Consider the following 13322-nt stretch of genomic DNA (forward strand, 5'->3'; position numbering starts at 1 on the left):
CTCCTCTTCTTACGCCTTACGTTCCAGTGCATATCCCAGACTCTGAAGACAGACAACAAGTACTGCCAGTACCAGAATCGGATACAGCATCTGTGTCGGATATTGTGTAATCATGGGCTTTGCATCCTGAATCAACGTCCCAAGGCTTGCACGCGGCGCTGCGATCCCGATTCCCAGGAAGCTTAGAAACGCTTCTGTAAATATCGCCTTTGGGATCAGCAGAATCGTCTGTACGATCAACAGTTCCTTTTCATTTGGAAGAATATATTTCCAGATGATACGCAGACGCGAAAATCCCATCATCCTGGCCGCAATACAGTAATCCATCTGCCCCAGTCTCCTGGTTTCTACTCTCAGCATTTTTGCCAGATCCACCCATCCGGACACACAGATTCCAATCATGACACTCTTTATACTTGCTTCAAACACCAAAAGTGTAAGAATCACATACAGCATCGATGGGATCGCACTGATCACATTCATGATCTCCAGAAGAACACTGTCCAGAATCGGTCCACACAATCCTGCCAGCGAACCGACCAGCATTGCAATCAGTACACAGACAGCCGTACTTCCAAACCCAACCGCAAGACTAATACGGAGTCCGTAGCACACTCTGGTAAAAATATCCCGTCCGAACTTGTCTGTTCCGAACCAGTGACTTGCAGACACTCCAAGATTCTGGCTGTTCACCTCCTGCATATCATACGGATATGGAGACAGGATCGGAACCAGGACCGCAAGCAGGACCAGTATTCCCAGAACACCCAGACAGATTCTTACGCTCTTGTCTTTTCTGATTCGATTGATAGCCCCTGTTTTCTTCCTCATCTGTTCTGCTCCGTTCCAAATCGAATTCTAGGATCCAGATACATCTGAATCATATCCAATGTAATCTGTGTAACAATCACGACCACTCCGACAAACATCGTAAGTCCCATAATCACTGTATAATCCCGGTTATTGATTGATGCAACGAATTCTCTTCCAAACCCCGGAATCGTAAAGATGCTTTCCACCACAAAACATCCTGTCACAAGATAGATCAGGAGCTGTCCCAGATAAACCAGAACCTGAGCCAGAATCGGACGCCACATGTGTTTCATCAGAATCATTGATTTTTTCAGTCCCTTTGCCTCAAGAAATGCCACATATCCCTGAGCGGACTCTTTCTGAATGATACTGCATACCATTCTTGATATCACACAGACCGGATAGACCGACAGAGAGGCAACCGGAAGCACATAATTGGCTGTCGTTGCAACACCCGCGATCGGAAACCATTTCAGATATACGCCAAAAAACAACATGAAGAGAAGCGCATACACAAAGTTCGGAATTCCGATTCCAAGTCCCTGAACCAGTTGAATGGTTCGGCGAATCAGAAGATGTTTCGTCATGATCTGCCAGATACCAAGGAGCATGCCCATAATCAGACTCACGGCAAAGGCCAGTGCTCCCAGTCCCATGGTAACCGGAAGGCATCTTGCGATAATCGAATTCACCGTGACTCCCGGTTTTTTGATCGACATTCCAAAATCCCCACGCAGCAGGTTTTTCATGTAGACAGCATACTGCACCCTCAGAGGTTCATTCATTCCATATTCTTCTTCCATCATCTCAAGCACCTGATCCGATACATTGCCGGTATCAAAAGGATTGCCCGGCATCTTATGCGCCATAACAAACGTAAGAAATGTAAGGAACAGTAATGCCGCTACTCCTGTAACCAGTCTTTTTGCAACGTACTTAGCCACGTACTTCAAACCTCTCTTTCAACTCTGCTGCCAGAGTTCTTCCGATCCTCTCCGCGTCTTTTTCCGGTCCCTGTTTCTTTCCGATAATGTAGCTTCCTGTTTCTTCGTTATAGTATAAACCGCTCAGAATGACCTGTCCATCTGTGATCTGTGCATAGGCTGCAATCGGCGAACTGCAGCCGCCATCCAACATACGCACAAAGGCCCTTTCTGCCAGTGCTGCAGTTCTTCCATCCTGATCCATGATACAGTCAAGATAATAATAGTCTTCCCCGGCTCTTCCCTGCACTGCGAGGATTCCCTGTCCGGCGGCCGGGATCACTTCTTCCGGATCCAGGATCCGACCTGCCGCTGACTCCATGCCCAGTCGTTTCAATCCTGCCATGGCAAGTACTGTCGCGTCGCACATTCCTTCTTCCAGCTTCCGAAGCCTGGTCTGCACATTGCCTCGCATGCCGGTAAATATACAGTCCGGATAAAGCTTCTCAAGCTGCACCTGGCGCCTTCTGCTGGATGTTCCGATCACCTTAACGTTATCCGTTCCCTTACGGAACAGGAGCACATCTCTGGGATCTTCTCTTTTGGAATATGCCAGGATCGGAAGTGCCTCCGACACTTCCATCGGCATATCCTTCAGGCTGTGCACAGATAGATCCGTCCGTTTTTCCATAAGCGCAATATCCAGTTCTTTCACGAATAATCCTTTTCCTCCAACCTGATCCAGGTTCCTGTCCAGAATCCGGTCACCGGTCGTCTTCATGGTAATAATCTGCACTTCGATCTCCGGGTGCGCCTGTTCAATCGTATGTGCCACATGCTCCGCCTGCCATACCGCAAGCTTACTTTCTCTGCTTCCTATCCTTACTACTTTTTTCATGACTCCATTGCCTCTTTCACGTGTTCTGCAAATATGCGCTGTATTCCTTCTATCTCTCCAAGTCCCCGCTCTACAACTGTGGATGAAAATCCTATGTTCCGGAACCTGGCAAGCCAGGACTCCTCTCCATCTGTCAGGCTTCGATATACATGTTCCCCACTCACGATCATAAAAGGAATGATTCGAAGCGGGCCTGGATTCAGATACCGGAGTTTCTGAATCACATCCGTGATATTCGGATATCCGTTTACAGTTCCGACGAGCACATTCGGATAACCCATAGAGTGAAATGCATATTCCAGCATCGTATATGCGGACTGTGCATACCCCATTGTTCCATGACCCGCGATTACAATCACCTCATCTTTACTCATCTTCCAGTCTTCGATCATATAATGCACACATGCTTTATAATCATCCACCTGGCTGAGCAGAGGCTCTCCCAATTTCAGCGTCTGAAACAACTCCTGATAATCCTCCATCGCATCTTTCAGTTTTTCATATTCCAGCCCATACACGACATAGGTCGGCTGCACTACCACATGCTCGATCCCATCCTTTTGCATCTGAACCATCGCTTCTTCCAGCGTCGGCACTGCAATCCTGCTTTCTTCCCACAATTTCTCTATGATTTTCTGGCTGGTAAATGCTCTGTACACGGGATAGTTTCCAAACTCTTTCCTCAGATATGCCTCGATTCCACCGATGGATCTCTCCAGGTTTTCTCTGTGTCTTGTTCCGAAACTAACCACCAATATCGCTTTTTTCATCCATCTTCCTCCCGATCACTTACTCCACAGAAGCTCCTCTGATCTCCAGAGCACCTGTCGCCGGAATCTGTGTGATTCCCTTGATATTCGGACGAATCAGATTGACACTGTGCATGGAATATAACGGAATGATATAGAACTGTTCTCCGATTGCATACTGTTCTGCTTCGTGCATCAGTTCACTTCTTTTCACCGGATCCGTCTCCACATCTGATTCTGCAACCATCTTATCATAGGTTTCATCCTGAATACCACTGCAATTATAGGTACTGTTAGACAGCAGCATGGACAGATACGTGTTCGGATCTGCAAAATCTGCAGTCCAGTTCATACGGCAAAGTTCGTAATTTCCCGCTCTTCTTTCTGAATAATTGACCTGCAGCTCCTGTGCGTTCAGCTCCAGCGTAATTCCAAGATTCTCCTTCATCTGCTGCTGCAGTGCCTGCGCTGTATCCATATCCATTTCCAGTGTCGGATAGTTATAAGTAAGTACCGGGAAGCCTTCTCCATTCGGATATCCGGCCTCAGCCAGCAGTTCTCTTGCCCTTTCCAGATTCTCCTCAAATGGTGCTTCTGCTCCGGAGACGAAATATTCTCCCGTAGATTTGTCTGTCATGTATTTTGCAATAAAGTTCACCGTCGGTTCCACATCGCTTCCTACCATCCGGCACAACTCTTCTCTGTTAATCCCAAGATTCAGCGCCTCCCGGACTCTGACATCCCGGAAGACCTCTACTTGATCCAGATTCATGTAGATATAACGGGTTGCGATTGCATCCGTAACAACCAGATCTTCTTTTCCCTCATATTCATCTATAACAGTTCCAAGAAGCGCCGGTGCCACATCCACTTCTCCCGTTTCATAGGCAGCGGCCATGGACTGCTTGCTGTCAAAAAACTTATATGTGATCTGATCCAGACTGACCGCATCAGCGTTCCAGTAATTCGGATTCTTCTTCAGTACAAAGTACTGCTGAGGAACATACTCCGCCAGATAGAACGGTCCATTAGACACACTGGTCTCCGGATTCGTATCCCATCCGCTCCCCACAGCATCTGCGTAAGCCACACAGGATGGTGTATATACCGGAAGCCGCAGAAGATCCAGGAAATACACGCAAGGTGTGGACAGATGGAAAATGATCGTCTCATCATCCGGTGTTTCCAGTCCTAATGTACTCATATCAGCCTCTCCATTATAGATAGCCTCCGCATTTTCAATCGGAAACAGATAATTCGAATATCCATTTCCACTTTCCGGATCCAGCGAACGCTCAATCGTGTTTCGGAAATCAGCAGAAGTCACCGGGGTTCCGTCTGACCATTCTGCATTTTCACGGAGATGAAAAGTCCATTCCGTCTGGTCATCGTTGACCTCATACGATTCTGCTGCACGATATTCAATCTCTCCATCCGCATTGTATGTCAGCAGTTCATCCAACGCAGTCACGGAATATGCGAGATATGTATCTGCAATCATTCCGGCCGGATCCAGTCCGCCGCTCTCGCTGTTTGTTCCCACTGTTATCGCCTTTTCCTCACCCGTTGTTTCTTCTGATTTATTTCCACATCCTGCCATCATTGTAAGTACAAGCGAAGCAGAAAGAATGGCTGCTGTTAATCTTTTCATTATCTTTCCTCCTGTGCTTTACATAATTCCTTCAGTTTCTTTACCATACCGGCAATGGTTGCCTGGTCAGAGATCTCAATCTGCATATGATACTTTTCTGCTTCTCTCGCCGTCTGTTCTCCGATACACAATGCCGGAACCTTTGTAAAATCCATATTCTTCATCGTCTGCACGAATCCACGTACAGTCGATGCACTTGTAAATGTTACGCGGTCGATCTGCTCATTTTCTATCTTCTCCTTGATCATGTCTGCCAAAGGACTGTTCTCCCTGCAGACCGTCTCATAAATCGCGATATCTCTGTATGGTATATTGCCGGCATCCAGCTCTTCTATCAGTTCTTCAGATCCTTCTTTTGCACGAAGGAGATATATGACTGCATCTTTTCCCGCCATCTGCACCAATGCCTTTCCAAGTTCTTTTCCATTGTACACTTCCGGCATCAGGTCTGCCATCCAGCCATATCGTTCCAGTTCCTTTGCCGTTGCCTCCCCGATGACCGCGAATTTCAAGTCCACATCGTTCCGAAGAAGTCTTCGAAGATCCGTTTTCTTTCCGGCAAGTGTCGTTCCAAAGAAAGTCTCTACTCCCGTCGGGCTCGTAAAGGTAATCCATACTTCCCGTTCTTCTGATTCTGCCAGAAGTTCCGACAGATCCACCTGCTCCGGACGGATCGGAGTTGTATCGATCATCGGAATCTCAAGCACCTCTGCACCCGCATCCCGAAGCTCCTTTGTAAGTCTGCTTGCTTTATTTCTTGCTCTGGTCACCACGATCTGCCTGCCGGCAAGCTCTCTCTTCTCATACCAGGAGAATTCTTCTGACAATGCACATACTTTTCCCACAACAATGATTGCCGGGGTCTGTATCTTCGCCTTCTTAGAGTCCTCTTCCAGCCTGCTCACGGTTGATACCACTTTTCGCTGACAATATCTGGTTCCCTGTTCCAGCACTGCAGCCGGCATATCAGGGTCCATTCCGGCCTGCATCAGCTTCTCCATCACATGACCCATTGCCCGGATACTCATGAGAAATACGAGCGTAGCATTCATTCTGACAAGCGCTTCATAATCCGTGCGATCCTGTCCGTCTTTTCGCGGATGCCCCGTGATCACATGGAAAGAAGAAGTATAATCCCGATGTGTCACAGGAATTCCGGCATAGGCCGGAACCGCTACAGCCGAAGTGATCCCCGGAACCACCTCAAACGGCACGCCATGTTCTGAGAGAAGCTCCAGTTCCTCACCGCCGCGTCCGAACACGAACGGATCTCCGCCCTTTAAGCGAACCACCTTTTTTCCTTTTAATGCTTCATTAAGAAGGATCTGATTCGTTTCTTCCTGCGGAACGGAATGCCTCCCGGATCGTTTTCCTACGGATACCTTTTCTACTTTTTCCGGCAGCATACACAGGATCTCTTCACCAACCAGCGCATCGTATGCAATAAAATCCGCCTGTTCAATGACCTCTATTGCTTTTTTGGTTAATAGTCCTATATCTCCCGGGCCGGCTCCGACCAGCCATACTTTTCCAATACTCATCCCAATATCACTCCTTCGCATATGAATAAATTTTAACAAGATATACTTTTTCCCACAATACTTATTTTATGGAATCTGCTTTGCGGGTAATGACATGAATTCATGCGTTATATCTGCGGATACATCAATCCATGTCATTACCTGCAAATCCTCCTGCACTCAGATACGCAAACAGCCATACCCGCACTTCCCCCTTCCATTTTCCAAAGAGATCTTCTCTTCAAAACACTGTACCGAGGTCGTCGCGGATATGGCTGTTCGGCTATATTTTCCTGCTACTCATGAGCTTATTTCTGTAGCTTATTTCTGTGCTGCCAGAAATTCTTCTACTTCTTTTTCCATCGGAATTGGTGTAACTGCACCGTATCCTCTTGTGGAAAGTGCCGCTGCCGCATTGGCATATCTTGCACAATCCATTGGAGACATACCCTTGATGTAACGAGAGCAGAATGCTCCGTCAAATGTGTCTCCGGCACCTGTCTGATCCACTGTATCCACCTTATATCCCGGGATGATCTCCTTTTTGCCGTCAGCGGATACCATTACACCCTTGGAGCCAAGTTTCAGAACAACAACTTTTACTCCGATAGAATGATAGTAATCTGCAATTGCCTCCGGATCGTCCATTCCGGTAATCGACTGTGCATCTTCAAGACTTGGCATAAAGATATCGCAGTAAGGAACAGTTGCATTGATGATCGCTGCAGCTCTTTCTTTGGACCACAGTTTCAGTCTGATGTTCGGGTCATAAGTTACGATTACATTGTTCGCACGTGCAATCTTGCATGCCTCAAAGATAGCGTCGCATGCGGAATTACTGATTGCCTGGCTGATTCCGGATATATGAAGCAGCTTTGCACTTGCGATCAGCTGTTCCGGAACATCTGCAGGTCCCATCTTGCTTGCAGCAGATCCTGCACGGAAATATGTGAATTCATGTCCTTTTTCTGTGTAAGTAATAAAATACAGTCCTGTATGAGCTGTTGTAAGACGATTTACATAAGAAGTATCAACGCCTTCACTCTCCCACAGTTTCATGAATGCATCGCCAAATGTATCCTGTCCTACCTGTGTGAAGTAAGCAGTCTGTGCCCCCTGACGTGCTGCTGCCATCAGAAAGTTAGAGGTATCTCCACCAAATCCTTCTTTATAAATACCTTTTTCGGTATTGCTTAATTCCATTAACGGTTCGCCAATTGATACTATATCCATGATTTTTTCTCCTTTAATCATACCCTCATGTTATCCATGTGCTAATCATCCCGCCATAAAATGGCGGGACAATCAGGTGAAACATTATGTCTGATCCATAGGGTATATATGTCTATACGCGGTTGAATTTATCAAGACCAGCTTTGATAGATCCCTGCTCGATGATCAGCTGAGCTTCCAGAAGCTCTGTAGCTTCGATTTCTTCACATACCTTTAATACTTCTTCGATGCTGTCCTTCGGAATTGCAACAACACCAGAGCAGTCAGCTACGATCAGGTCGCCAGGAGCTACCATGATACCGCCACACATTACAGGCACATTATTAGCATATGTTTTGTATTTTCCTAATGTTGTATTAGCAGAAATACTTCTTGAGAAGATCTCAAATTTTCTTCCGCCGTAGAGTCCGCCTTCAGCCTGTCCTTTTCTGATCTCTTCTACATCACGAAGTCCACCGTCAAGGATTGCGCCTGCAAAGTTGTTAGCTACAGCACCGGCTGTCATGATACCGCCCCACAGAGCAACATCTTTATCGCTGTTAGCCATGCTGATAACCATTACGCTTCCTGCTTCCTCACATGCATCCATAGCTTCAAATGCATGAGTTGGTCCACAGTTTTCTCCGTTTGCAGGTCCCTCCTGTACTGTTACAGCCGGTCCTACCAGTCTTTCACTTCCAGAAATTCTTGGCTGCATCTCATAATCCATGTAACGACGGCAGCCGCATACTTTTTCACATGCATCAGATACAGATGCGCTTGCGATTACTTTAAATCTTTCGATGATATCTTTACTTACCATTTTCTTATCCTCCTAGAATCATTCCATTCAATGACAGATTATTGTCCCATAGCTCCGCCCGGGCAGATTCCTGTCTCCACTTTCTCGTTAACAGTCTTATTCTTCAGAACACCGATCTGTGGAATGATTGCTTCCATTGTCTGTCCTGCAACGATAGTCTCAGGAGCTCCGATATCGCCAAGAGCAACTACATCACCAGGATTCAGAGTCATGTGATGTGTCAGGTTCGCAAGGATTGTCTGCATTGTCCAGTATGTATTCACACCTGTGTTACCTTCCTGTTTCCACTCGCCGTCAACCTTGAACTTCAATTCAACTGCGTTAGGATCTTCGATCTGGTCTGCAGGAATGATGTATGGTCCAAATGGAGCAAATTTATCAAACATCTTGTTCTTCGGATACAGAACGCCACGGCATGTTACGTCATTGGAAATAGTCCATCCTGCAACGTGATCCATGATGTTTTCCGGTGTACAGTATTTTGCTGTAGAACCGATAACTGCTGTAAGCTCACATCCGTATGTAACCTTGTCGTATGGTTTTCCATCAATGTTAGGAATTACAACATCTTCGCCCGGTTTGCAGAAAGATGTAGATGGTTTCAGGAAGATGTGTGGGCACTCTGGATCCGGCAGCTTACCAACTTTTACATGTGTAGCGAATGTACGTCCGATCCAGATAGACTTTGTCGGGTTGATCGGGTTCAGGATCATCTCTTCCTTCAGATCATATAACAGGTCGCTGTCAGCCGGGATCCACTCAACAAGTGCTCTTGCAGCATCTGCTCCAGCCTGTCCTAATTTCATCATTTCTACCATATCTGTCGGCAGGTTAGCAAGTGCAGGTTTTTTCTCTGCAGCGTATGCAGCATAAGCCTCAGCAAGTTTCACTACCTTATCTTCTCCTACTAATACTCCTGTCTGAACGTCGCCAGGTGCGAATGCAAATGTACCTAATTTAATGTTTGTCATTTTTCTGTTCTCCTTTTCCTTTTTTATATTTTTTTAATTTTAATTACTTTTTTATCTGTATGTTTGAATCTATTATCCTTCCGGAGGATTAGCACTTAGCTCCACCTGTCAGGTGCAGTTTTGCTTCCAGAATTGCCTGCTTACGGCTTAAGATATCATCACTTAATAACTGAGCCTGTACATTTTCAAATCCAATACGCTCAATTGTCTGTGCGAAACGTTCGCCGGTCTTACCCTGCTCTCTGAACAGAAGAATTGCTTTTTCGATGACTGCCATAACTTCGTCTTCCGTTGTAAATACTTTATCAATAGCCATTCCGCGGGTTACCCATTTGCCCCAGCGTCCGCCGATGTAGATCTTGTATCCGCCTCTTACCTTCGGCTGCATAGCTCCGAATGGACATACATCCATCTTGCCATCATTTCCAAGATGTACACAACGTCCACAGTTATTACATTTTGACTCATCCAGCTGGATTGTTCCTTCATCGTCTCTGGAAAGTGCTCCCATCGGACAAGAAGCCAAAGCTGCACAACTCTTACATCCGTTACATTCATCTTCGTCTACTTCTACAACGGTCTGTCCGATAACAGCAAGGTCATTCAGATCCGGTTTTACACAGTTGTTCGGGCATCCGCCTACTGCAATTTTAAATTTGTGCGGAAGCAATACATCGTGCCATCCAAGGTAGAATGTTTCGTGAATCTTTTCAGAAAGTGCAAATGTATCAATCTGACCATACTGGCAGATTGTTCCTTTACAGGACACTACCGGTCTTACCTTAGATCCTGTTCCACCCGTTACAAGTCCTGCTTTAGCAATTTCAGCCTGAAAAGCCTCTGCTTTGTCAGCTGGAATTCCCTGTACCTCAAATGTCATTCGAGAAGTCAACCCTACGATTCCGTTTCCGTACTTCTCAGCAGCTTCCTGGATTACCTTCATCTGCTCTGTTGTTACTCTTCCGTTTACGGTAAGAATACGAGCAGAGAATTCATCCGTTCCTTTGTTGTTAAGGAAGCCCATACCTTTGAGACGCTTCTCTTCTTCTGGTTTGATTGTTAATGGTGCCATTTAAATTCCTCCTTTTTCTCTTCCGGCTTAGACTAAATCAGTGCCATTAAATGTGGTTCCTGACTCCAGAACTTTTGTGTTCGTGTAGCCATAATATCTTAACTTATTTTGTAATAAGTAAGCTCGTTTACCTTTTGTACATACAAGCAAAAGCTTGTCATCTGTACCATATTCCGGCAGTACTCCCTCGACCGTTGTCGGATCAACAAATGGTGCCCCTTCGATTGCAGGTGTAATTGACGCATCGATGACTTTGTACTCTGAATAGTCTCCGGTCGCATATTCTTCCGGTGTAATACTGTCCATTGTTCCGTCCAGCTTATTCTCCAGCACCTGTACAGCCAGCACAAATGGGTGAATTGCTGTTGAGAACGGCGGAGCATATGCCATATCCATGTTATCCAGATCATCCAGACTTCCTTTTAATGCAAGTGCTGTTGCGCCTACATCAACGACCTTGTCGACCGCTCCCGCTCCAAGTGCTTCTACTCCCAGGAATTTCTTCGTTGCCTTATCTGCAACCACTTTAATGATGAATGTATCAGATCCCGGATAATAATGAGCTTTATCATCCGTAACGACAGTAACACTGGCCGGATCGAATCCTGCAGCTTTTGCTGTCTCCTCTGTAAATCCTGTTTTTCCGATATTCAGACCCGGCAGATGACATACTGCAGTTCCGAGTACTCCCGGATATGCCACTTTCTTTCCGGCGATATTCATAGCGCACACACGTCCTGCCATATTGGCTGTAGATCCCATTGGAGACCACTGCGGCTGTCTTGTGTACCGGTTCCATACCGTCACGCAATCCCCTACTGCATAGATATCATCTACATTTGTTTCCATATATTCATTTACTTTAATCGTCCTGTTCGGCATCAGTTCAATTCCGGTTCCGTCAAGAAAAGCTGTATTTGCACGGATACCAATAGAAAGAATTACAACATCTGCCTTCGCACCCTTTTTATCTGTCAGAACTTTCTCCGGCTTATCCGTTCCCTGAATGGATTCTACTCTGCGCCCTGTCATAACCTTGATTCCGATGGATGCCAGGTGATCTGCAAAGAAGTTGGCAAAATCTTTGGAGAATCCAGGTAATACCTGATCTGCCATATCAATCACCGTTACACGAAGATCCATCTTACGAAGATTTTCTGCAACTTCCAGTCCAATAAAGCCTCCGCCTACGACAACTGCTCTTTCACAATTGTTATCTTTGATATAATCCTTTGCTGCAAATGCATCTTCTGGAGTTCTCATACAGAACACACCCGGAAGATCGATCCCCGGAAGCGGAGGTTTGATCGGAGATGCTCCTGTTGCAACTACAAGTTTGTCATATTCATAGGTAACTGTTTCACCGTCTGCATTCAAAGCCTCTACCGTCTTAGACTCCGGATTCACCTTTGTCACTTCGGTCTCCGTAATTACATTGGCTCCTGTCAGATTCGAAAACTTTTCCGGTGTGTTAACAATCAGGGCTTCTTTCTCCTTGATCACTTCTCCCACATAATACGGAAGTCCACAACCTGCATAAGAGATATCTTTTCCTTTCGTCACAATCGTAACTTCCGCATCCGGCATCTCTCTTTTCAGTTTTGCAGCTGTCTTGGTTCCGGCTGCCACGCCACCGATAATTAATACTTTCATGTAAACTCCTCCCTATATCATTTCTATAAATGTCTTCTCAGGTGAATCGCAAATCCTCCAAATTCACCTTCAAAGTATGCTGCGATAACTCCTTTTTCATCTGCCGGCATATGTTCTTCATCAAAGCTATAACCGACAGATTTAAAATATGCCATTGCACGATCGATGTTTCTCACACTGAATGCGATATGTCCATGTGTTCCTTTTCCAGGTGTTTTATTGACTTCTACCATATCTCCGGCAAAGAAAGATGCTCCGTCATACATCGGCACTCCCAAAAGATCCGCATAGGCTCTGGTAATACCTTCCGCTTCTTTCTCATCCTGTGCATTAATTCCCAGATGAAGGAGGAAGATATCATGAATATTTTTTACTGCTTCTTTCGATAATCTCGTAATCTCCTCAAACTGATGCTCCCGGATCATTTTCGATGGACAGATCCAGCTGCCTCCACATGCCACAACATTCGGCAGATCCATATAGGATCCAATGTTCTCAGCGCTGATTCCTCCGGTCGGAATGAATCTCATATCTGCATAAGGACCCTTCAAAGCCTTCAGCATCTTCACACCTCCGGCTGCTTCTGCCGGAAAGAACTTCACAATGTTCAAGCCATACTTCTGAGCTTTCGCGATCTCACTCGGAGATGTGATTCCCGGAAAGATCGGGATTTCATGCTCCACCGCCCATCCAACAACAGCATCATCAAACCCAGGCGATACCAGGAATCTTGCGCCTGCATCTACTGCTTTTTCCGCCATCTCCACAGTCAGGACAGTACCTGCACCTGTACAGACATCCAGGCCACTTTCGCTTAACTTCCGAATCGCATCTGCGGCTGCAGCTGTACGGAATGTAATCTCAATTACTTTCACACCTGCTGCCAGAAACGCCTTTCCCAGTTCCACTGCATCCTCACTGTTATCAATCGCAACAACAGGAATGATTGCACTGCTATACATTTGCTCCAATACTTTGTTATCCATAATTACATCCTCGATTTGTGTACCGGTTCACATCTTAAATCTATCTTATTT

Annotated in this window: 12 protein-coding genes; all 12 read right to left on the bottom strand. The window is 45.9% G+C overall.

Annotated elements, in window-relative coordinates:
* Nucleotides 1–9: 9 nt before the first annotated feature.
* The 12 genes from JQM82_RS04615 to eda all read right to left on the bottom strand — a co-directional run bounded on the left by JQM82_RS04615 (nt 10) and on the right by eda (nt 13271).
* Complete coding sequence (locus JQM82_RS04615; protein WP_117602700.1) at nt 10–831, bottom strand: ABC transporter permease; 822 nt, start codon at nt 829–831, stop codon at nt 10–12.
* Nucleotides 828–1757 (bottom strand): ABC transporter permease, encoded by a 930-nt coding sequence (locus tag JQM82_RS04620; protein ID WP_235248863.1) that lies wholly within the window; start codon nt 1755–1757, stop codon nt 828–830. The genes JQM82_RS04615 and JQM82_RS04620 overlap by 4 nt, the downstream gene beginning before the upstream one ends.
* Nucleotides 1750–2634 carry a hydroxymethylbilane synthase gene (gene hemC / locus JQM82_RS04625; RefSeq protein ID WP_235248865.1) on the bottom strand — a complete coding sequence of 295 codons (885 nt, stop codon included), beginning with the start codon at nt 2632–2634 and terminating at the stop codon, nt 1750–1752. Before hemC ends, JQM82_RS04620 begins: the two co-directional genes overlap by 8 nt.
* On the bottom strand, nt 2631–3404 hold the full coding sequence (locus tag JQM82_RS04630; protein WP_235248866.1) for a sirohydrochlorin cobaltochelatase: 774 nt from the start codon (nt 3402–3404) through the stop codon (nt 2631–2633). The genes hemC and JQM82_RS04630 overlap by 4 nt, the downstream gene beginning before the upstream one ends.
* Before the next feature lie 19 nt (nt 3405–3423).
* Nucleotides 3424–5034 (bottom strand): peptide ABC transporter substrate-binding protein, encoded by a 1611-nt coding sequence (locus JQM82_RS04635; RefSeq protein ID WP_235248867.1) that lies wholly within the window; start codon nt 5032–5034, stop codon nt 3424–3426.
* Complete coding sequence (gene cobA, locus JQM82_RS04640) at nt 5034–6575, bottom strand: uroporphyrinogen-III C-methyltransferase (RefSeq protein WP_235248868.1); 1542 nt, start codon at nt 6573–6575, stop codon at nt 5034–5036. Before cobA ends, JQM82_RS04635 begins: the two co-directional genes overlap by 1 nt.
* A 300-nt stretch (nt 6576–6875) precedes the next feature.
* Nucleotides 6876–7787, bottom strand: coding sequence for a sugar kinase (locus JQM82_RS04645; RefSeq protein ID WP_117602695.1), 912 nt, complete (start codon nt 7785–7787; stop codon nt 6876–6878).
* A 112-nt stretch (nt 7788–7899) separates the two neighbouring features.
* Nucleotides 7900–8589 carry an RraA family protein gene (locus JQM82_RS04650; RefSeq protein ID WP_235248869.1) on the bottom strand — a complete coding sequence of 230 codons (690 nt, stop codon included), beginning with the start codon at nt 8587–8589 and terminating at the stop codon, nt 7900–7902.
* Between the two features lie 38 nt (nt 8590–8627).
* Nucleotides 8628–9560 carry a fumarylacetoacetate hydrolase family protein gene (locus JQM82_RS04655; RefSeq protein WP_235248870.1) on the bottom strand — a complete coding sequence of 311 codons (933 nt, stop codon included), beginning with the start codon at nt 9558–9560 and terminating at the stop codon, nt 8628–8630.
* A gap of 88 nt (nt 9561–9648) precedes the next feature.
* The gene (locus JQM82_RS04660; protein ID WP_235248871.1) at nt 9649–10632 is read right to left on the bottom strand and encodes a 4Fe-4S dicluster domain-containing protein; all 984 of its coding nucleotides are present in this window, start codon (nt 10630–10632) and stop codon (nt 9649–9651) included.
* Between the two features lie 27 nt (nt 10633–10659).
* Entirely contained in the window at nt 10660–12285 is a 1626-nt protein-coding gene (locus JQM82_RS04665; protein WP_235248873.1) for an FAD-dependent oxidoreductase, read from the bottom strand.
* A gap of 23 nt (nt 12286–12308) precedes the next feature.
* Nucleotides 12309–13271, bottom strand: coding sequence for a bifunctional 4-hydroxy-2-oxoglutarate aldolase/2-dehydro-3-deoxy-phosphogluconate aldolase (gene eda / locus JQM82_RS04670; RefSeq protein ID WP_235248874.1), 963 nt, complete (start codon nt 13269–13271; stop codon nt 12309–12311).
* Between the last annotated feature and the right edge of the window lie 51 nt (nt 13272–13322).

The sequence above is a fragment of the Faecalicatena contorta genome, from assembly GCF_021531995.1.
GTDB lineage: Bacteria > Bacillota > Clostridia > Lachnospirales > Lachnospiraceae > Dorea_A > Dorea_A contorta_A.

Coding starts and splice junctions, on each gene's coding strand:
- JQM82_RS04615 (WP_117602700.1), bottom strand. CDS start 831: ATGAGGAAGAAAACAGGGGCTATCAATCGAATCAGAAAAGACAAGAGC.
- hemC (WP_235248865.1), bottom strand. CDS start 2,634: ATGAAAAAAGTAGTAAGGATAGGAAGCAGAGAAAGTAAGCTTGCGGTA.
- JQM82_RS04630 (WP_235248866.1), bottom strand. CDS start 3,404: ATGAAAAAAGCGATATTGGTGGTTAGTTTCGGAACAAGACACAGAGAA.
- JQM82_RS04635 (WP_235248867.1), bottom strand. CDS start 5,034: ATGAAAAGATTAACAGCAGCCATTCTTTCTGCTTCGCTTGTACTTACA.
- cobA (WP_235248868.1), bottom strand. CDS start 6,575: ATGAGTATTGGAAAAGTATGGCTGGTCGGAGCCGGCCCGGGAGATATA.
- JQM82_RS04645 (WP_117602695.1), bottom strand. CDS start 7,787: ATGGATATAGTATCAATTGGCGAACCGTTAATGGAATTAAGCAATACC.
- JQM82_RS04650 (WP_235248869.1), bottom strand. CDS start 8,589: ATGGTAAGTAAAGATATCATCGAAAGATTTAAAGTAATCGCAAGCGCA.
- JQM82_RS04655 (WP_235248870.1), bottom strand. CDS start 9,560: ATGACAAACATTAAATTAGGTACATTTGCATTCGCACCTGGCGACGTT.
- JQM82_RS04660 (WP_235248871.1), bottom strand. CDS start 10,632: ATGGCACCATTAACAATCAAACCAGAAGAAGAGAAGCGTCTCAAAGGT.
- JQM82_RS04665 (WP_235248873.1), bottom strand. CDS start 12,285: ATGAAAGTATTAATTATCGGTGGCGTGGCAGCCGGAACCAAGACAGCT.
- eda (WP_235248874.1), bottom strand. CDS start 13,271: ATGGATAACAAAGTATTGGAGCAAATGTATAGCAGTGCAATCATTCCT.